At 36.5% G+C, this 20,307-nt stretch carries 22 protein-coding genes; all 22 read left to right on the top strand.

Going from position 1 to position 20,307, the window contains the following annotated elements; genetic code table 11:
- Positions 1–2 precede the first annotated feature (2 nt).
- Positions 3–779: a flagellar biosynthetic protein FliR gene (gene fliR, locus MHH85_RS14860; protein ID WP_340707609.1), complete on the top strand. Its 777-nt coding sequence runs from the start codon at positions 3–5 to the stop codon at positions 777–779.
- A 1-nt stretch (position 780) separates the two neighbouring features.
- Entirely contained in the window at positions 781–1,866 is a 1,086-nt protein-coding gene (flhB, locus tag MHH85_RS14855) for a flagellar biosynthesis protein FlhB (protein ID WP_053417458.1), read from the top strand.
- Positions 1,867–1,889: 23 nt separating this feature from the next.
- Positions 1,890–3,923 (top strand): flagellar biosynthesis protein FlhA, encoded by a 2,034-nt coding sequence (flhA, locus tag MHH85_RS14850; protein ID WP_053417457.1) that lies wholly within the window; start codon positions 1,890–1,892, stop codon positions 3,921–3,923.
- Positions 3,920–5,038 carry a flagellar biosynthesis protein FlhF gene (gene flhF / locus MHH85_RS14845; RefSeq protein WP_340707608.1) on the top strand — a complete coding sequence of 373 codons (1,119 nt, stop codon included), beginning with the start codon at positions 3,920–3,922 and terminating at the stop codon, positions 5,036–5,038. The genes flhA and flhF overlap by 4 nt, the downstream gene beginning before the upstream one ends.
- Positions 5,035–5,907, top strand: coding sequence for a MinD/ParA family protein (locus MHH85_RS14840; RefSeq protein WP_193738726.1), 873 nt, complete (start codon positions 5,035–5,037; stop codon positions 5,905–5,907). The genes flhF and MHH85_RS14840 overlap by 4 nt, the downstream gene beginning before the upstream one ends.
- 51 nt (positions 5,908–5,958) lie before the next feature.
- The gene (locus MHH85_RS14835) at positions 5,959–7,056 is read left to right on the top strand and encodes a protein-glutamate methylesterase/protein-glutamine glutaminase (protein ID WP_390009513.1); all 1,098 of its coding nucleotides are present in this window, start codon (positions 5,959–5,961) and stop codon (positions 7,054–7,056) included.
- A gap of 13 nt (positions 7,057–7,069) precedes the next feature.
- Positions 7,070–9,133 (top strand): chemotaxis protein CheA, encoded by a 2,064-nt coding sequence (locus tag MHH85_RS14830; RefSeq protein ID WP_340707607.1) that lies wholly within the window; start codon positions 7,070–7,072, stop codon positions 9,131–9,133.
- Between the two features lie 26 nt (positions 9,134–9,159).
- Complete coding sequence (locus MHH85_RS14825; protein ID WP_193741168.1) at positions 9,160–9,606, top strand: chemotaxis protein CheW; 447 nt, start codon at positions 9,160–9,162, stop codon at positions 9,604–9,606.
- 16 nt (positions 9,607–9,622) lie between these two features.
- Complete coding sequence (locus MHH85_RS14820; protein ID WP_193738728.1) at positions 9,623–10,255, top strand: chemotaxis protein CheC; 633 nt, start codon at positions 9,623–9,625, stop codon at positions 10,253–10,255.
- A 1-nt stretch (position 10,256) separates the two neighbouring features.
- On the top strand, positions 10,257–10,754 hold the full coding sequence (locus MHH85_RS14815; RefSeq protein ID WP_193738729.1) for a chemotaxis protein CheD: 498 nt from the start codon (positions 10,257–10,259) through the stop codon (positions 10,752–10,754).
- Positions 10,751–11,095 carry a hypothetical protein gene (locus MHH85_RS14810; RefSeq protein ID WP_340707606.1) on the top strand — a complete coding sequence of 115 codons (345 nt, stop codon included), beginning with the start codon at positions 10,751–10,753 and terminating at the stop codon, positions 11,093–11,095. Before MHH85_RS14815 ends, MHH85_RS14810 begins: the two co-directional genes overlap by 4 nt.
- Positions 11,096–11,188: 93 nt before the next feature.
- Entirely contained in the window at positions 11,189–11,959 is a 771-nt protein-coding gene (locus MHH85_RS14805) for a FliA/WhiG family RNA polymerase sigma factor (RefSeq protein ID WP_193738731.1), read from the top strand.
- A gap of 15 nt (positions 11,960–11,974) precedes the next feature.
- Positions 11,975–12,286, top strand: a complete 312-nt coding sequence (locus MHH85_RS14800) for an RNA polymerase subunit sigma (RefSeq protein WP_193738732.1) — start codon at positions 11,975–11,977, stop codon at positions 12,284–12,286.
- Between the two features lie 8 nt (positions 12,287–12,294).
- Positions 12,295–12,867, top strand: a complete 573-nt coding sequence (locus tag MHH85_RS14795) for a DUF6115 domain-containing protein (protein ID WP_193738733.1) — start codon at positions 12,295–12,297, stop codon at positions 12,865–12,867.
- Between the two features lie 155 nt (positions 12,868–13,022).
- Positions 13,023–13,742, top strand: coding sequence for a 30S ribosomal protein S2 (rpsB, locus tag MHH85_RS14790; RefSeq protein ID WP_193738734.1), 720 nt, complete (start codon positions 13,023–13,025; stop codon positions 13,740–13,742).
- A 102-nt stretch (positions 13,743–13,844) separates the two neighbouring features.
- Entirely contained in the window at positions 13,845–14,729 is an 885-nt protein-coding gene (tsf, locus tag MHH85_RS14785; protein ID WP_193738735.1) for a translation elongation factor Ts, read from the top strand.
- A gap of 87 nt (positions 14,730–14,816) precedes the next feature.
- Positions 14,817–15,542 (top strand): UMP kinase, encoded by a 726-nt coding sequence (pyrH, locus tag MHH85_RS14780; protein WP_053417444.1) that lies wholly within the window; start codon positions 14,817–14,819, stop codon positions 15,540–15,542.
- Positions 15,542–16,099, top strand: coding sequence for a ribosome recycling factor (gene frr / locus MHH85_RS14775; protein WP_053417443.1), 558 nt, complete (start codon positions 15,542–15,544; stop codon positions 16,097–16,099). The genes pyrH and frr overlap by 1 nt, the downstream gene beginning before the upstream one ends.
- Before the next feature lie 140 nt (positions 16,100–16,239).
- Positions 16,240–17,025, top strand: coding sequence for an isoprenyl transferase (locus tag MHH85_RS14770; RefSeq protein WP_193738736.1), 786 nt, complete (start codon positions 16,240–16,242; stop codon positions 17,023–17,025).
- Between the two features lie 3 nt (positions 17,026–17,028).
- Positions 17,029–17,823 carry a phosphatidate cytidylyltransferase gene (locus MHH85_RS14765; RefSeq protein WP_193738737.1) on the top strand — a complete coding sequence of 265 codons (795 nt, stop codon included), beginning with the start codon at positions 17,029–17,031 and terminating at the stop codon, positions 17,821–17,823.
- A gap of 17 nt (positions 17,824–17,840) precedes the next feature.
- Complete coding sequence (locus MHH85_RS14760; protein WP_340707605.1) at positions 17,841–18,986, top strand: 1-deoxy-D-xylulose-5-phosphate reductoisomerase; 1,146 nt, start codon at positions 17,841–17,843, stop codon at positions 18,984–18,986.
- Positions 18,987–19,033: 47 nt separating this feature from the next.
- Positions 19,034–20,293, top strand: a complete 1,260-nt coding sequence (gene rseP / locus MHH85_RS14755) for an RIP metalloprotease RseP (RefSeq protein ID WP_193738739.1) — start codon at positions 19,034–19,036, stop codon at positions 20,291–20,293.
- The last annotated feature ends 14 nt before the right edge of the window (positions 20,294–20,307 follow it).

Here is a 20,307-nt window from a genome sequence, read left to right as displayed (position 1 = left end):
GAATGGAAGAACTAGTACCTAAAGTAACGGTGTTCCTTCTCATTCTTGTGCGAATCTCGGCATTTTTTATAACGGTACCCTTGTTTTCTTATAAAACAATCCCGTCGAAAATGCGACTTACATTAGCGACAGTAATAGCATGGATGATGTATTACACAATTGACGTTACTCCAATGGAAGTAAACGGGGAATACATATTATTAGTTATGAAAGAAGCAATGGTTGGTTTAATTATCGGCTTAGTAGCTTACATGATTATGTCAGCTATCCAAATAGCAGGAAGTTTTATAGACTTCCAAATGGGTTTTGCTATTGCGAATATTATAGATCCACAGACAGGGGCACAAAGTCCCTTGTTAGGGCAATTCTTTAATACACTAGCATTGCTAGTGTTGCTGGGGATTAATGGGCATCATTTACTATTAGATGGTATTTATTATAGTTATGAATACTTGCCAATTGGTGAAATGTGGCCTTCCTTTGGATCGGAAAATTCCACTGAATTTATTATTAAAATGTTTGGTACAGTGTTTGGTATTGCTTTTCAAATGGCTATCCCAATTGTTGCTACATTATTCTTAGTTGATATTGCTTTAGGGATAACGGCTAGAACAGTTCCACAGTTGAATATTTTTGTGGTTGGTTTCCCAATCAAAATTGGTGTGAGTTTTCTTGTTCTAGTAACAATGATGGGAGTAATGGTAGCGGTTATTCAAAAGCTATTTAATATTATGATAGTTAGTATGCGTGATTTTATGGTTCTAATAGGTGGTGGATAAGATGCAATATATTCGTCTTGACTTACAATTTTTTGCGGGAGAAAAAACTGAAAAAGCAACACCTAAGAAAAGATTGGATGCCCGAAAAAAAGGTCAAGTATTAAAAAGTCAGGATGTTACAAGTGCAATTGCCCTCCTATCTGTTTTTTTATTTTTATTATTTGGCGCCGGATCTATGAGAGATAGCGTCATGGCATTTTTTAAACAAACATTTAGTCGATACTTGTTAGTTGAATCTATTTCGATTAGCTCAGTTATGGAAATCTATAAAGAAGTAATGATAGAGATGGCATTTGTCTTATTACCAATTATGGTGATTGCGGTAATAGCTAGTCTCGCGGGAAACTTTTTTCAATTCGGATTACTTTTTACAACAGAGTCATTAAAATTTGATTTAAAAAAGATTGATCCACTTAAAGGCTTAAAACGGATGTTCTCGATGAGAGCTATTATTGAGTTACTAAAATCAGTTTTAAAAATAACCTTTATCGGATCGGTTACAACAGTTATTCTTCTCATGAATATAGATGATGTACTAAGTTTGTCTTTTAAATCTCCGTGGGTCACTTTAATAACTGTTGGTAAATTAACAGTAATAATGGGGATTGCAGCTTCACTTACGTTATTTTGTGTGGCAATCTTGGATTATTTCTATCAGAAGTTTGATTATGAAAAAAACTTAAAAATGTCCAAGCAGGATATTAAAGATGAATATAAAAATACTGAGGGTGACCCCCTCATAAAATCAAAAATAAAACAACGTCAACGTGAAATGGCCATGCGTAGGATGATGTCGGAAGTACCTAAAGCAGACGTCGTTATTACCAATCCAACCCATTATGCAATCGCATTACAGTATGATGATGAAAGTATGGATGCGCCAAAAGTTGTTGCTAAAGGGACCGACTTTATCGCGCAAAAGATTAAGTTGATTGCCAAAGAAAATGATGTTGTGATGGTGGAAAATAGACCATTGGCTAGAGCAATGTACGATCAAGTGGAAGTTGGGGGCCGCATTCCAGACGAGTTTTTCAAAGCGGTTGCGGAAGTTTTAGCTTATGTATACCGTATTAAACGCAAAATTTAAAGTTTTAAGCAGGAGGGACAAGTATGAAAATTCGCGACATAGGGGTATTATCGGCAGTTATTTTAATTGTAGCGATGCTCATTATCCCTCTACCTCCGTGGATGTTAAGCTTTCTCATTATTATTAATATATCGCTAGCGTTATTAGTTTTATTAACAGCTATGAACATGCAAGAGGCACTTCAATTTTCAATATTTCCATCATTACTTTTATTACTTACACTGTTTCGCTTAGGATTAAACGTTTCGACAACCCGAGCAATTTTAAGTGGTGGTGAAGCTGGGAATGTAGTTGAAACATTTGGTACCTTTGTTGTAGGTGGCAATATTCTTGTCGGTTTAGTCGTGTTCGTAATTTTGATTATCATTCAGTTTATCGTTATTACGAAAGGGTCTGAGCGTGTTTCTGAAGTTGCGGCCCGTTTTACATTGGATGCGATGCCAGGTAAGCAAATGGCGATTGATGCCGATTTAAATGCAGGGTTAATTTCTGAAACAGATGCTCGGCAAAGACGTGAAAAAGTAAGTAATGAGGCCGATTTCTACGGAGCTATGGACGGTGCCACAAAATTTGTTAAAGGGGACGCCATTGCAGGTATTATTATCGTTATCATTAACCTACTTGTAGGAATGATTATTGGCGTTGTGCAAATGGATTTAGAGTTCTCTGAAGCAGTGCATCTGTTCTCTACTTTAACAGTAGGTGACGGTTTAGTATCACAAATTCCAGCGTTATTAATCTCTACAGCAACAGGTATTGTAGTAACCCGCGCAGCTTCTGATGGTAATTTAAGTACAGATATTACGGGGCAATTACTTGCTAATCCGAAGTTGTTATATATTGCAGCAGGTACAATCTTTCTGTTAGGGATTGTAACACCAATAGAATTAATTTATACAGTTCCATTAGCTGGGCTACTTGCATTCGTTGCATACCGTATAAGTCATCAAAAACAAGAAGAAATTGAAGAATTACAAGAAATTGAAGAAGAAGTGGCAACTGATAATCTTAAAAGTCCTGAAAATGTCATTAATTTATTGAATGTTGATCCAATTGAATTTGAATTTGGTTATGGATTAATCCCATTAGTAGATGCAGCACAAGGTGGAGATTTATTAGATCGTGTTGTAATGATACGACGTCAACTTGCGCTCGAGTTAGGAATTGTCATACCGGTTGTTCGTATTCGCGATAATATTCAATTACAACCGAATGAATATCGTATCAAAATAAAAGGGAACGAACTTGCACAAGGTGAACTATTATTAGATCACTACTTAGCAATGAGTCCTGGAGATGATGACTCGATTGAAGGAATCGATACAGTAGAGCCATCATTTGGTCTACCAGCAAAATGGATTACTGAGCAAGTGAAAGAGGAAGCCGAAATGCTTGGTTATACAGTAGTGGATCCGCCTAGTGTTGTTTCTACTCATTTAACTGAAATTATTCGTGCAAACGCTTCAGACTTACTTGGTCGCCAAGAGACAAAACAATTAATCGATCATTTAAGAGAATCGGCACCAATTTTAGTAGAAGAGTTAACACCAACGCCATTATCAATTGGTGAGATTCAAAAAGTATTGGCGAAATTATTGCAGGAAAATGTTTCTGTTCGCAATTTACCAATCATTTTCGAGACGTTAGCAGATTATTCAAAGTTAACATCAGATGTGGATGTTCTTACTGAGTATGTCCGCCAAGCACTTGCTCGACAAATTACTGCTCAACATGCAGGTAGTCAGCCGGAGCTAAAAGTTTTAACTGTGGCTGCTAAAGTGGAAAAAATGATTGCAGATAGTATTCAACAAACGGATCACGGAAATTATTTAGCGATGGATCCACAAGATTCTCAAGCGATACTAGAATCTATTGCAAGAGAAATAGAACGCATTGCATTCTTTGAACAATCCCCGGTGATTTTATGTTCACCAGCTGTTCGAATGTACCTACGACAATTGACAGAGAGATATTTCCCTCAAATTCCAATTCTTTCGTATAATGAACTGGAATCATCAATTGAGATCCAAAGTGTTGGGGTGGTGAATGTTGAATGAAAATGAAAAAATATGTAGCACCGTCAATGCCAGCCGCAATGAAAAAAGTTCGTGCTGATTTTGGTGATGATGCTGTCATTGTCAATTCAAAAGTAGTGTATTCAAAAGGTTTTTTAGGATTATTTAAAAAGAAAAGTATTGAAGTGGTAGCAGGGCTTGATCGCGCAGAAGTAAGAGAATCTGCGCCTCTTCTAGCTCCAGTTCAGCCTTTGATTGAACAAAGTATTCATTCGGATCAAAATTCTGAAGAAATCAAAAAAGAAATAGCTGATTTGAAATTACTTATGCAATCAATGCAGCGACACTCTGTAGGGGCCAAGTATCCAGATGAACTCTTACCTCTTATTGAACAACTAGAGAAACAGGAGCTAAATCAAGAGCTTGTCACATGTATTGGTGATGAGCTTTTTGCAATTATAAAAAATAGTAAAGGAGATTTATCGCAAGAGGATCTTTTCAAACTTGCAAAAGAATGTCTAGTTGCTAGTATTGAGCATCTTCCTTTCGGTGGTATTTCTTATGAAAAAAAATATATAAACGTTTTAGGCCCAACTGGAGTTGGTAAAACGACAACAATCGCTAAAATGGCTGCTAGAGCAGTACTCGAGAAGAAACAAAAAATTGGTTTCATTACGACCGATACGTATAGGATTGCTGCGATTGAACAGTTGAAAACGTATGCTAATTTATTGCAAGCGCCTGTAGAGATTGTCTATAACAAACAAGACTATGAACATGCGTTAGAAAAATTGGATCATCTTGATTTAATCTTTATAGATACGGCTGGGCGAAACTACAAAGAAGTGAAGTACGTAGAAGATTTACGAGAATTAATGAATTTTGAACAGAATATGGAAAGCTTTTTAGTCCTATCAATGACATCAAAAGAGCGAGATATGGAAACGATTATTCAACAATTTTTGGAATTCCCTATTACTAAACTAATATTTACTAAGCTTGATGAAACAAATTCTATTGGCTCAATGATTAATTTAATGGTTAAATATAATAAAGGACTTGCTTACTATACCACTGGTCAAGAAGTACCAGAGGATATTGAGGAGGCATCTTTTGAAAGTGTAGTTGAGTTGTTCTTTCAAGGAGATAGGAAATGAGAGATCAAGCAGAATCTTTAAGAATGTATATGTTGCGAAGCCAGGGATTAATAGGGAAATCTATTGCAGTTGTAAGTGGTAAAGGTGGCGTTGGAAAAAGCAATTTCACAACGAATTTTTCTAATACTTTAGCCTCCCATGGTAAAAAAGTTGTCATTGTTGATATGGATATAGGAATGGGGAATATTCATATTCTTTTAGGTGAAAGCGCTAGGAAAAGTTTAAAGGACTATTTACAGGGGGAGTGTTCATTACAAGAAGTTATTTTTGAAGGGCCTAATGGTTTGCAATATATTTCAGGCGGTACGGGTATGATTGGGCTTATGGAATGGTCTGAGAAAATGTTTAATCGTTTGATTGAAGCATTCGAAGTGTTGCAAAAGTCATTTGACTACATAGTGTTTGATATGGGGGCAGGAGCAACTAACTGGTCTTTAGATTTGTTAGTCGCAGTTGAAGATATTATTGTCATTTCTACTACCGAGCCTACATCCATTACAGATGCTTATTCTATGATGAAATATATTCACTATAAAGATCCTGATAAAAAGTTTTATCTTCTTTGTAATCGTACTATGGATCAAGAAGAAGGTCCTGATGCCCTTAGACGTTTAAGCCATGCTATGTCACGATTTTTGTCAAAAGAAGTTACTGTGTTAGGGTCTTTGCCTGAAGATCCACTTGTTAGACAAGCTGTTCGTAAACAAGTTCCCTTTTCAATTTTATTTCCAAATGCTCCAATTACGAAAACGTTACGAGATATAACTTATCGTTATATGGAAGACTGCATTGAAGAAGTACATGCACCTGCTCAGACGAATAAGTTTTTGTCTAAATTGAAAAGTATTTTTTCGAAAGGTCGTGATTAATTGAACATTTCTCAACCAAAAAAGCTACTCATTGTCGATGACTCTGCTTTTATGAGGAAGCTCATTTCAGATTTTTTTACGGATAATACTAAAATACAAGTTATAGGCACGGCTCGTAACGGTAATGATGCATTACGAAAGATTAAAAGTCTTAAGCCTGATGTTGTGACTATGGATGTTGAAATGCCAGAAATGAATGGTTTAGAAGCTCTGAAAAAAATCATGGCGGAATCACCGGTTCCTGTTGTTATGCTTTCAAGTACAACAGAACGGGGTGCTGATTCGACTCTAGAAGCAATGGCGAATGGTGCTGTTGATTTTATTGCTAAACCAAGTGGTACAATTTCGCTTGATTTACATAAAATTAAAAATGATCTTGTATATAAAGTTGAGCATGCTGCTAATGTACAAGTTTCAAAACTTCAGCAAACAATTGTCAAATCAAATACAACTAAATTTACTAGAGAACTGAGTGATTCTACTCTTTTATCACGAAAGGTACCGAAAGTTCTGCAACAGGAAAGAATGGCTGAAATAGCTGCAACACAAGTCAAAAAGGAATGGTCAGCTCATTCTAAGAAAATGATACTAATTGGTACTTCGACTGGAGGTCCAAGAGCTTTACAAGAAGTCATTACTAAAATACCGGCAACCATCAAAGCGCCAATCTTAATTGTTCAACATATGCCTGCTGGTTTTACAAAGTCATTATCCAATCGATTAGATCAACTATCTGATATTACTGTGAAAGAAGCTGAAAATGGTGACATTTTGCAAAATGGAGTAGCTTACATAGCTCCCGGTGGTTATCACATGAAGCTTCGGAAAATAGGTATGTCTTATGGCATCGTACTAGATGATCAAGAACCACCTCGTGGGGGACATAGACCATCTGTCGACGTACTTTTTGAAGATAATTGTCAATTCAATGAAATTGACAAAGTAGCCGTTATTATGACAGGAATGGGCGCCGATGGAACGAAGGGTTTAATTCAGTTGAAAAATACTGGAAAAGTAATTGCTATTACTGAATCTGCTAATACATGTATTGTGTATGGCATGCCTAAAGCAGCTTTTGAAACGGGCTTAGTTGATGAAGTAGCGGATGTAGATGATATTGCAGAAACAATAATGAAATATTTGCCTTAAAGGGGGCCATTCTATGGATACGAATCAATATTTAGAAGTGTTTATTGACGAAAGTAAAGAGCATCTTCAGTCTTGTAGTGAAAGTTTACTAGAATTAGAGAAAAACCCAAATGATTTAGCAATTGTGAATGATATTTTCCGTAATGCTCATACATTAAAAGGTATGTCAGCGACAATGGGCTTCGAAGATTTAGCTGATTTAACTCATAAAATGGAAAATGTTTTAGATGCAATTCGTAACGAAAAAATTAAGGTTACTCCAGAGATTTTGGATGTTGTCTTTGAATCAGTAGACCATCTTGAAGAAATGGTTAACGATATTGCAAGTGGTGGAGACGGGAAAAAGGATGTAAGTGCAACAGTTGAATCATTAAAGAAAATAGAATTAGGTGAAGTACTTAATAGTTCTATATCAAATAACGAAGTGGCAGCAACTACAAATGTTGAACCTGCAGTGTTACTTGAATACGATGACTTTGAATTAACGGTTATTCAACAATCACAAGAACAAGATTTTAACACATATGAAATTTCAGTTCATCTACGTGAAGATTGTTTATTAAAAGCAGCACGCGTATATATGGTGTTTGAATTACTTGAAAAAATGGGTGATGTTATCAAGTCATCTCCTTCAGTTGAAAAGCTTGAAGAAGAGCAATTTGATAATGACTTCTATATTGCCTTTATAACAAAAGAGCCAGCTGAAGATATTGAAAAGAAATTGTTGAAAGTATCTGAAGTTGATCGTGTCATTGTACAGCCAGTCGATTTCCAAGTCTTAAATCATGCAATGCTTGGAACGGTAGAAACGTCACAAGCAGAACAACCCGTTGTAGAACAACCACAGCAACAGGTAGCGAAGAAAGAATCTGTTGATGCACCTGCTGCTAAAAAGACACCTGCAAAAAATGGTGGTGGTCACGCAACTAGTAAAACCATTCGTGTGAATATTGAACGACTGGATATTTTAATGAACTTGTTTGAAGAGTTAGTAATTGATCGTGGACGTTTACAATCAATCGCGTCAGAGTTAAATCATAGCGAACTTAATGAAACAGTTGAAAGAATGTCTCGCATTTCAGGAGACTTACAAAATATCATTTTAACAATGCGTATGGTTCCAGTTGAAACAGTATTTAATCGTTTCCCTAAAATGGTGCGCCAGTTAACGCGTGAATTAAACAAAAAAGTAAATCTAGAAATTATTGGAGCTGAAACAGAATTAGATCGTACAGTTATTGATGAAATCGGTGATCCACTTGTTCACTTAATTCGAAATGGCTTAGATCATGGTGTAGAAAGCCCTGAAGTACGTCGTGCAAAAGGTAAACCAGAAGAAGGTACAATCGTTCTACGTGCTTATCATAGCGGTAACCATGTCTTTATCGAATTAGAAGATGACGGTGCAGGTATTAACCGTGAAAAAGTATTGTCTAAAGCAATCTCTAAAGGTGTCGTAACGCCAGAAGTTGCAGCTTCAATGACCGACAATCAAGTTAATGAATTAATTTTATCCTCAGGGTTCTCAACAGCAGACGTAATTTCAGACGTATCAGGTCGTGGTGTAGGACTAGATGTAGTTAAATCCACAATAGAATCTTTAGGTGGAAATATTACAATCGAATCAACTGAGGGTATAGGTTCATTATTCTCAATTCAACTTCCATTAACATTGTCTATTATTTCTGTAATGCTTGTGGAAATTGAAAAAGAGATTTATGCAATTCCTTTATCATCAATTATCGAAACATCAATTATTCGCTCTTCGGATATTATGAATGCGCATAATCAAAAAGTAATTGATTTCCGCGGCAAAGTTGTGCCTCTAGTATTTTTAGAGGAAATCTTTGAAGTGCCACGTAATGAAGCAGTAGATGAAGAGTTCCATTCAGTGGTCATCGTCCGTAAAGGTGAGAAAATGGCTGGATTAGTTGTTGATTCATTCATTGGACAACAAGAAATTGTACTGAAAGCTTTAGGGAATTATTTAACAAATGTCTTTGCTATTTCTGGTGCAACAATTCTTGGGAACGGGAAAGTTGCGTTAATCGTAGACTGTAATGCGCTTATTAAATAATGAATTGATTGAAAGAGGTGTAAATGATGGTAAATACGCTTGATGTAGAAAGTTTGAAAGTTATTGTTTTTCAATTGGCAGATAAAGAGTACGCAATTCCTGTTAGTCAAGTTCAAGGAATTGAAAAATCAATGCATATTACACGCGTTCCAAAAACACCGAAATACGTGAAAGGTGTTATCAATTTACGAGGTGTAGTAACGCCAATCATTGATCTACGCGAACGCTTTGACCTGGATATTTCTTCGGATAATGAAAGTACAAGAATCATAATAATTTCATTGGATGAAATGGAAGTAGGATTTATCGTTGATGCAGCTAATGATGTAATGGATATACCAAAGGAATCTATTGAGCCTCAACCTGAAGTGGTTGGTTCATTAGAAGAAGAATTCATTTCAGGTGTTGCGAAAGTCGGTAAGCGCCTTCTTATTTTGCTTCATTTAGATAAAGTACTAAATACGTTAAAGTAAAGAAAGGTATGAACCTATGACATTTCACGATAAAATCACGTCATTACATTTAGATGTTTTGAAAGAGATTGGTAACATTGGAGCAGCGCATGCTGCTACTGCTCTTTCATCTTTATTAAATACAAAAATAGATATGCGTGTACCGAAAGTTGAAATGGTGTCATTTAATGAAATGATGGAAAGAGGTGGCGGTGCGGATCAGGCTGTCGCTGGTATCTATTTGAGAATTGAAGGAGATGCTAAAGGTGGAATGTTCTTTATCCTACCGATTGAACAAGCTAATCATTTCATACAAAAATTAATACGAGATGAAGGCTTTGATTTCCGTCAAACACCCGTTTCCGAATTAGGTTTTTCTGCAATGCAAGAGCTCGGAAATATTTTATCGGGCTCATATTTATCAGCGCTCTCGGATTTCACTAGTTTAAAAATTTATCCAACCCCACCTGCGTTAAGTATTGATATGTTTGGTGCTATTATCAGTTTTGGATTAATCGAAGTATCTCAAGTAAGCGATCATGTTATCGTCATTGATACTACGATTTACGAAGAAAATATGGGAGATACAGAGACGGTTAGAGGACATTTCTTCTTGTTACCTGACCCTGACTCCTTTGAATCTATTTTTAGAGCATTAGGAGTTTCTTAATATGATAGATAGCACTAGTGTAGTAAAAGTAGGAATAGCTCAAATGGACGTAGCGAAAGCGCCTAACACAATCCGAACATCTGGATTAGGTTCATGTGTAGGGGTTGTGTTATATGATGAATCAAAAGGGGTAGCAGGGTTAATTCACGTGATGCTTCCAGATTCCCAACTTGGTAGAACAGATTCGATAAATGTGGCGAAATTTGCTGATACAGGTATTCCTGCCATGGTAAATCAACTGAAACAAGAAGGGATCCAACCTTTTAAGCTAAAAGCAAAAATAGCTGGAGGGGCTCAGATGTTTCAATTTACATCGAGTAAAGATTCTATGAGAATTGGACCACGCAATGTAGAGGCTGTGAAGTTGCAACTGAAAAAACTGTCCATACCTCTTATTGCGGAAGATACTGGTGGTAGTAGTGGTCGAACGATAGAGTTTGATTTACAAACGACCAAATTAAATATTCGAACAGTAAATCAAGGAGTGAAAGATATATGATGGTTGGCTCAATTTTATGGAATTGTTGGGCTTCTCTGATTGGATTTTCAATTTATTTTTTCACGACATTCCAATCATTTAAGACGCCAACGACGATATTATTTAACTCATTTTTAATTGCTTTAGTCGTTTTTTTAATTGCGTTTTTAGTACGATTTGTCATTGCATTCGTCTTTTTTTCACCACAATCAGAAGATTTGACTCTTGCGGAGGGTGGACTTGCAGTGAACGATGGACAAGTAAAAGAGCAGCAGACAGGTCAAGTGCATAATAACATTGAAGAAGATGCTGAAGAAGTAGCAAAAGTTGTTCAATCTATGATGTTAGAAGACATCAAATGATCAAGAATTGCTTGAAATAAGCAGATTTTATACAGTAATAGATTGATATAATAGATTTACAAATTGTACTTTACTAAATGGGAGGATTCGGCGATGCAACCAACTGTAAATGAAGAGCAGAAGCTTTGGAGTAGCTGGACTGCTGAACGAGATCCTCGTGCAGGAGACTTGCTAATAAAAAAGTATATCCCATTAGTATCCTATCACGTACAGCGTATTAGTACCGGCTTACCTAAAAATGTGTCAAGGGATGAATTAACAAGCCTTGGAATGATGGGACTCTTCGATGCATTAAATAAATTTGATCCAACTCGTGATTTGAAATTTGATACATATGCATCATTCCGCGTTCGTGGTGCCATTATTGATGGTCTTAGAAAAGAAGATTGGCTTCCACGTTCTGCTCGTGAAAAAGCAAAAAAATTAGATGTACAAATTGAGTCGTTAGAGCAACGTCTAATGCGTCATGTAACACCAGAGGAAATTGCTGTTACTTTAGATGTGCCTGTCGATGATATTTATCAAACAATGCAAGAACACTTTATTTCAAATGTATTGTCAATGGACGAGCAGTCTCAAGATCAGGATGATCATGAAGGTAAATCATTTATTATTCGTGATGATAATATGAAGACACCTGAACAAGAAGTTGTGAAAATGGAATTACTAGGGGATCTTGCGGACAATATATTAAAGTTAAATGAGAAAGAGCAACTTGTATTAAGTCTGTTTTATACAGAAGAAATGACACTTACTGAAATTGGAGAAATGCTAGAGCTTTCAACTTCGCGTATTTCACAAATCCATTCAAAAGCATTATTTAAATTGCGGAATCTATTATCATCTGAAATGCAAAATGCATAAATGGAGGCATGTTGTATGAGCTTAAAAGGTGTCGAGCTTCAAATAGCTATTCCAAAAACATTTGAAGCTGGTAAAATGGCTGACCAAGCACAACAACAAGTAAACACGAACCAAGACTTGGCTAATGCAGCTTTGCAACGCCAAATTGAGCGCAATCGTACGTCTGTATTAGAATCGGAAAGTACCGATGAGATTAAAGATGAAGATCCATCTGCGAATAATCAATCGGGTAGTGGAAAGAATAGTAAAAAAAAGCATGAGTCAGAAGAAGTGAAAGAAAAAGCTAAACATCCATATAAAGGACAATTCGTGGATTTTAGCGGTTAGGAGCAACAATGGTAGTTGCAATACTTGTCTTTTTATTTATCACGCAAATTATCAGCTTCTTTTTAATTATCATGCTGTATTCTAAGCTTGCACGTTTTAAAGATATTGAAGTAAAACAAGAGCGCTTAAAAGATGACATGGATAACGCTGTTGGTGCCTATTTGGCTGAAATGCGTGATGAAAACAATCGATTAATCGAAGAGCTTTCCAACATTAATATAACTAAGAAAACAACCTATAATGAGCCGGTGGTACAATTGTTGAAAGAAAAAGAAGTTCCAGTTGTACCTGAAAGCGAACAAAAGCAAAAAGGTGAAGAAGCCTTTTTACTCTCAACAATTAGTGCATCAAAAAATGTTGCAGCAAAAGCTTATAAACAGAACCAATCTCAACCACAAAAAAAACACCAAGATTTTGACGCAGTTCTTCAAACGGTAGAAGAAACCGCAAAGGGCATAGAATTTTCGATAGAGGATCAAGTTCGAGAACTATATTCTCAAGGCCGATCAATCGAAGAAATTGCAAAATCTCTACAAAAAGGTAAAACTGAGATTGAACTGATACTAAAGTTTAAGCACTAAATTTGTTGCAGTTGTAAATATTGTGTGATATAGTAGCAAGTGGTGTTACAATACACACGTATTCTGATGTATGGAGCAGGTGCTCTTTTAATAGAGTTACTCTTACAAATGACGAATACGGAGGACAAAAAAACCATTTTCAGGAGGAAACACACATGTCAGTAATTTCTATGAAACAATTACTTGAGGCTGGTGTACATTTCGGTCACCAAACTCGCCGTTGGAACCCAAAAATGAAGAAATACATTTTTGTTGAACGTAACGGTATCTACATTATCGATTTACAAAAAACTGTTAAAAAATTAGAGGAAGCTTATGACTTCATGCGCCAAGTTGGTGCTGATGGCGGTAAAGTGCTTTTCGTTGGTACGAAAAAACAAGCACAAGAAGCTATCAAAGAAGAAGCAGAGCGTTCTGGTAACTACTATATTAACCAACGTTGGTTAGGTGGTACTTTAACTAACTTCGGTACTATCCAAAAACGTGTTGCTCGTATGAAACAAATCGAAAAAATGGAAGAAGACGGTACTTTCGAAGTTCTTCCTAAAAAAGAAGTTGTTCAACTTAAAAAACAACACGAACGTTTAGTTAAATTCTTAGGCGGTATCCGCGACATGCAAGGTATCCCTGATGTTATGTTCGTTGTAGATCCACGTAAAGAACGTATTGCTGTTGCTGAAGCACGCAAACTAAACATCCCTCTTGTAGGTATTGTTGATACTAACTGTGATCCAGATGAAATCGACTACGTTATTCCTGCAAATGACGATGCAATTCGCGCTGTTAAATTATTAACTGCAAAAATGGCAGACGCTTTAATTGAGTCTAAACAAGGTGAAGAAGAAGCTACAGCTACTGAAGCTGCAGCAGAGTAATTCACAAGTAAGAAACAGGTGATAAGCGGCTAAACCCTCTTATCGCCTTTTTTTGAGAAAATAAAAAAATTCATAACATGATTACACAAGGAGGAACTAACAATGGCAGTAACTGCACAAATGGTAAAAGAATTACGCGAAAAAACTGGTGCTGGTATGATGGATTGTAAAAAAGCATTAGTACAAGTAGACGGAGATATGGACGCAGCAATCGACTTCCTACGTGAAAAAGGTCTTTCTTCTGCAGCTAAAAAAGCTGATCGTATTGCAGCTGAAGGTACTACTTTCATCTTAGAAGAAGGAAACGAAGCTGTACTAGTTGAAGTAAATGCTGAAACTGACTTCGTAGCTAAAAACGAAGGCTTCCAAGTTCTTGTAAAAGAATTAGCAGAATTCCTTCTAGCTACTAAACCTGCTTCAGTTGAAGTGGCTTTAGAATCTACTATGGAAAATGGTTTAACTGTTGCAGATCACATTTCAAACGCGATTGCTAAAATCGGTGAAAAAATCACTCTTCGTCGTTTTGAAATTGCTACAAAAACTGACGCTGACTCATTCGGACCATACCTACACATGGGCGGTCGTATCGGCGTATTAACAGTAGTTGAAGGTACAACTGATGCTTCAATTGCTAAAGACGTAGCTATGCACGTTGCAGCTTTAAACCCTAAATACATTACTCATGACCAAATTTCTCAAGAAGAAATCGATCACGAACGTAAAGTGTTAACTGAACAAGCTCTTAACGAAGGTAAACCAGAAAACATCGTAGCTAAAATGGTTGAAGGCCGTCTACGTAAATACTTCGAAGAAATCTGTGTTCTTGACCAATCATTCGTTAAAAACCCAGACCAAAAAGTTGGCGATTTCGTTAAAGCTGCTGGCGGTACTTTAAAATCATTCGTACGCTATGAAGTGGGCGAAGGTATTGAAAAACGCGAAGACAACTTTGCTGAAGAAGTAATGAACCAAGTTAAAGGTAACTAATTAATACACATTTAATATAAACAGACTAGGGAGCACAGCTTTTCGTGTTCCCTATTTTTCAAGAAAAAAGTATGACGGAGGTTTCCAATGAGTGTGCCACAATACAAAAGAGTCGTCATCAAATTAAGCGGTGAGGCTTTAGCAGGGGATCAAGGCTTCGGACTTGTTCCTAATATCGTAAAATCAGTAGCAGAACAAATTAAAGAAGTTGTGGACCTAGGAGTAGAAGTTGCCCTTGTTGTTGGCGGCGGTAATATTTGGAGAGGTAAGATCGGTAGCGAAATGGGTATGGAACGTGCAAATGCGGACTATATGGGTATGTTAGCTACAGTGATGAACGCTTTAGCACTACAAGATTCATTAGAAAATCTTGATGTTGCAACACGTGTACAGTCTTCAATAGTTATGACACAAGTAGCGGAACCTTATATTCGTCGTAAAGCAGTACGCCATTTAGAGAAAAAACGCGTAGTTATTTTTGCGGCGGGTACAGGTAATCCTTACTTCTCGACAGATACAACAGCTGCATTACGTGCCGCTGAAATTAATGCGGATGTAATTTTAATGGCGAAAAACAATGTAGATGGCGTATATTCAGCTGATCCAAAAACAAATGCTGATGCAGTTAAATATGATAATTTGACATACTTAGAAGTGATTCAACAAGGATTACAGGTAATGGATTCTACTGCTTCAACGCTTTGTATGGACAATGATATCCCACTCATAGTATTCTCAATAATGGAGAATGGAAATATTAAACGTGCCGTTCAAGGTGAAACTATTGGCACAGTTGTTAGGAGGAATTCGTAATGCCTAAAGAAGTGATGGCTCAAGCTAATGAGAAAATGGTCAAAACAATTAACGCGTACTCTCGCGAACTAGCTTCAATTCGCGCTGGTCGTGCGAACGCTTCATTATTAGACCGAATTTCAGTTGAATATTATGGTGCACCAACACCGATTAATCAATTAGCAGGTGTATCTGTTCCTGAAGCTCGTCTTTTAGTTATTCAACCATACGACAAAACAGTTCTAGGTGACATCGAAAAAGCACTAATGAAATCAGATATTGGTATCACACCAACTAATGATGGGAATGTGATTCGCTTAGCAATCCCTGCTTTAACTGAAGAACGTCGTAAAGAACTTGTGAAAGTCGTTAAAAAGTCTGCTGAAGATGCTAAAGTTGCAATCCGCAACGTGCGTCGTGACGCAAATGAGGATTTCAAAAAACTCGAAAAAAATGGCGATATTACAGAAGACGATTTACGCGGCTATGCTGATGATGTCCAAAAGGCTACAGATGAAAGCATTGTAAAAGTTGATGAACTTGCTAAAGAAAAAGAGAAAGAAATCATGGCAGTTTAATTTCAAGAACCTTGTTTTCTAAAAGACGTCCTAACTAAGGGGACGTCTTTTTTTTAAACAAGATTAAGGAAAAGAATTCTTATTTTTGATATGATAGATGAAGTATACGTTCCGATTTGTAAGCTAGTGGAGGATTCTAAATGTTGAATAAACTCGTATGGAGAAAATCAGATAAACAAAATCGAAATTTACAGGAACGAATTTCAGATATGACTGGAGAAATTGTGCCCAAGCACATTGCTATTATTATGGATGGTAATGGTCGTTGGGCAAAAAAACGTGCAATGCCACGTGTCGCTGGTCACCATGAAGGTATGAAAAATGTCCGTAAAATTACAAGGGCTGCAAATAGGATTGGTGTGCAGGCTCTTACTTTGTATGCATTCTCAACTGAAAATTGGAAGCGCCCTAAAATGGAAGTAGAATTTTTAATGCGCTTACCTGAGGAATTTTTAACTTCATTTTTACCCGAACTCATGGAACTGAATATTCGAATCGCTATGATTGGAGAAATGGACTCTCTTCCTGAACATACACAAAATGCTGTAAAAAAAGCGATGAAAGAAACGGAAAAAAATACAGGGATGGTATTAAATTTTGCACTTAATTATGGTAGTCGATCTGAGATATTATCAGCGGTACAACAATTAGTTCAGAAAGCTCAAGATGGTGAACTTACCGTGGAAGATATTACAGAAGATAGTATTTCAACACATTTAATGACCAGTGAGTTACCAGAACCTGATTTATTAATTCGTACAAGCGGAGAAATTCGTTTGAGTAATTTTATGCTTTGGCAGCTAGCATATACTGAATTTTGGTTTACTGACACGCTCTGGCCGGATTTTGACGAACATTCACTTTTAGATGCGGTGAACGATTATCAAAAACGTAATCGTCGATACGGAGGATTGAAAGGGGAATAAAACGTGAAACAGCGTATTATCACAGGCGTTATTGCTGCTGCGTTATTTATACCATTTGTTGTTTTGGGAGGACTTCCATTTTCGTTATTAGTATATGCGATGGCAGCAGTTGGTCTGTATGAAATTTTACGAATGAAAGGCATTTCGCTATTTTCAATACAAGGCATTTTAACATTACTAACAATGTTTATTTTGCTAATGCCAAATGATTGGGAAGCGAAAGTCTTAGAAGTAACATCTTATTCGAAAATGGAATTTCTATTTTTAGGTGCTATTCTATTACTAATTTATACAGTGCTAATTAAAAACAAGTTCACTTTTGATGAAGTAGGATTTGTTATTATAAGTGTGCTTTATGTTGGTATGGGTTTCCACTATTTGATTGAAACACGAGTGGAAGGGTTAGAATATGTTATCTATGCCTTAGTTATCGTGTGGACTACTGATTCAGGTGCTTATTTTGTTGGGCGCAAGCTTGGAAAAAACAAATTATGGCCAGAAATTTCACCAAATAAAACAATTGAAGGATTTATAGGCGGGATTGTTACCGCTATTGTCTTTGCAATACTATTCCAATTGATTGTTGGGATAGAAACAACATATGTCACTTTAATTATTGTATCGGTTATTGCTTCTATATTCGGTCAAATGGGCGATTTAGTAGAATCAGCGATTAAACGTCATTATGATGTGAAAGACTCAGGTAAAATATTACCTGGACATGGCGGTATTTTAGACCGCTTTGATAGTTTATTATTTGTATTACCATTGTTGCATTTCTTGCACTTTGTTGGATGAAGAAGGAGATTATTTTGATGAAATCAATTAGTTTACTAGGCGCAACAGGATCTATTGGTATTCAAACGTTGGATATTGTGAAGGACCATAAAGATTCGTTTCAACTTGTAGCCTTCTCAGCAGGGAAAAATATCGAAAAAACTCGTGAAATTGTTAAGGAATTTAAACCTCTTATCGTATCAGTACAATTTGAGAAAGATGCAGTTGCATTGCAAAAAGAGTTTCCTAAAACGGATTTTGTTTTTGGTGCACAAGGCTTAATAGACGTAGCTACTTGCCCTGAAGCCGATGTGTTAGTCAACGCTGTATTAGGTAGTGTTGGATTAGAACCAACATTAGCTGCGATTAAAGCTAAGAAGAATATCGCCATTGCTAATAAAGAAACATTAGTTACTGCCGGTCATATAGTAATGTCGGAAGCTAAAAAACATGGTGTGGCAATTCTACCAGTAGATAGTGAACATTCAGCTTTATGGCAATCGATGCACGGTGAGAACCGAAAAGACATTTCACGATTAATTTTAACTGCTTCAGGTGGTAGTTTCCGCGACCAAACGCGTGAAGATTTGAAAAACGTTACTATAAAAGAGGCGTTAAATCATCCGAACTGGTCAATGGGAGCTAAAATTACAATTGATTCAGCAACATTGATGAATAAAGGGCTTGAAGTCATTGAAGCGGCAGTGTTATATGATGTGGATTATGATAATATTGACGTGTTAATACATAGAGAAAGTATTATTCACTCAATGGTTGAATATCATGATACTAGTATTATGGCTCAACTAGGGACACCTGATATGCGAACACCAATTCAATATGCACTTAGTTATCCAGAGCGTTTACCACGTTCAACCGCAGAACGCCTTGATTTGGCGAAGATATCTCAATTACATTTTGAAAATGTAGATTTACAACGTTTCCGCTGCCTTGATTTCGCATATCAAGCAGGTCGAATGGGAGGGACAATTCTTACAGCCATGAATGCGGCAAACGAAGCAGCTGTTGGAGCATTTTTGCAAGAAAAGATTAAATTCTTGGAAATTGAAAATCTTATTGAACGAATTATGGACAAACACGTGAACATTTTACAACCTGATTTAGAAACTATTTTACACGTAGACAAAGAAACAAGAAAATCAGTTCAAAGCATGATAAAATAACTACAGGATTGAATGATATTTTTTCAAGCTGAAGAAGGTGGGATTCCATGCAATCAATCATTGCATTCATAGTAGTGTTCGGCTCAATTGTATTCTTTCATGAGCTTGGTCACTTTATTTTTGCGAAACGTTCAGGTATTTTAGTTAGAGAATTTGCAATCGGCTTTGGACCTAAAATTTTAGGGATTACAAAAGGTGAAACACTGTATACTATTCGATTACTTCCACTTGGTGGTTATGTACGAATGGCTGGAGACGATATGGACAATATCGAGCTACAACCTGGTTATAGAATCGGTATGCAACTGAATGACAAAGATGAAATCGAAAAAATTGTATTAAATCAAAATAAGCAACTACCGGACATGTTATTTTTGGAAGTTGAAAAAGCGGATCTACAAAAAGAATTGTGGATTGAAGGCTATGACGAAGATGAGCATCTTGTACGTTATGATGTAGCGCGTGATGCAGTTATTAATGAAAATGGTACTGAAACAATTATTGCTCCTTATGATCGTCAGTTTAATTCAAAATCATTAGGTAAGCGTGCAATGACGATTTTTGCAGGTCCGTTATTTAACTTTATCCTTTCATGCATAATATTCATTGTTATCGGACTAGTTCAGGGAATTCCAACGAATGAGCCAGTTATTGCTGATGTAGTAAAAGGTAGTCCGGCTCAAGCGGCAGGTATAGTTAAAGGGGATGTCGTTACTGCTATAAATGGCAAAGCGATTGACAGTTGGCAAGAATTATCTGAAGCTATTCAAAATAGCCCGAAAAAAGAAATGACTTTGGATGTACAACGTGGTGGGGAAAAAGAGCGAATTATATTAACACCAAAAGAAGTTGTTGTAAATGAACAAAAAATGGGACAAATAGGTGTACAATATTCAAGTCCGATGGAAAAAAATCCACTAAAAGCATTCTCGTATGGTGTGGAACAAACGTATACATGGACAATGAAAATCTTTGAACTATTAGGTATGCTTGTAACTGGTAAATTTACATTAGATGCATTATCTGGTCCTGTTGGTATTTACAAAGCAACTGAAGAGGTAGCTAAATACGGTTGGACAAATGTCATGAACTGGGCAGCTATTTTAAGTATCAACTTAGGAATCATGAATTTATTACCACTACCAGCTTTAGATGGTGGACGTCTATTATTCTTCGGTTTTGAAGCTATACGTGGCAAACCGATTGATCGCCAAAAAGAAGGCATGGTACATTTTGTTGGTATTATGTTGTTAATGATTTTAATGATAGTCGTAACTTGGAACGATATTCAAAGATTTTTCTTTTAATAAATATTTATAAA

Source organism: Viridibacillus sp. FSL E2-0187, from assembly GCF_038006425.1.
In the GTDB taxonomy this organism is placed as follows: domain Bacteria; phylum Bacillota; class Bacilli; order Bacillales_A; family Planococcaceae; genus Viridibacillus; species Viridibacillus arvi.
This window is presented reverse-complemented; position numbering and strand designations above follow the sequence as displayed.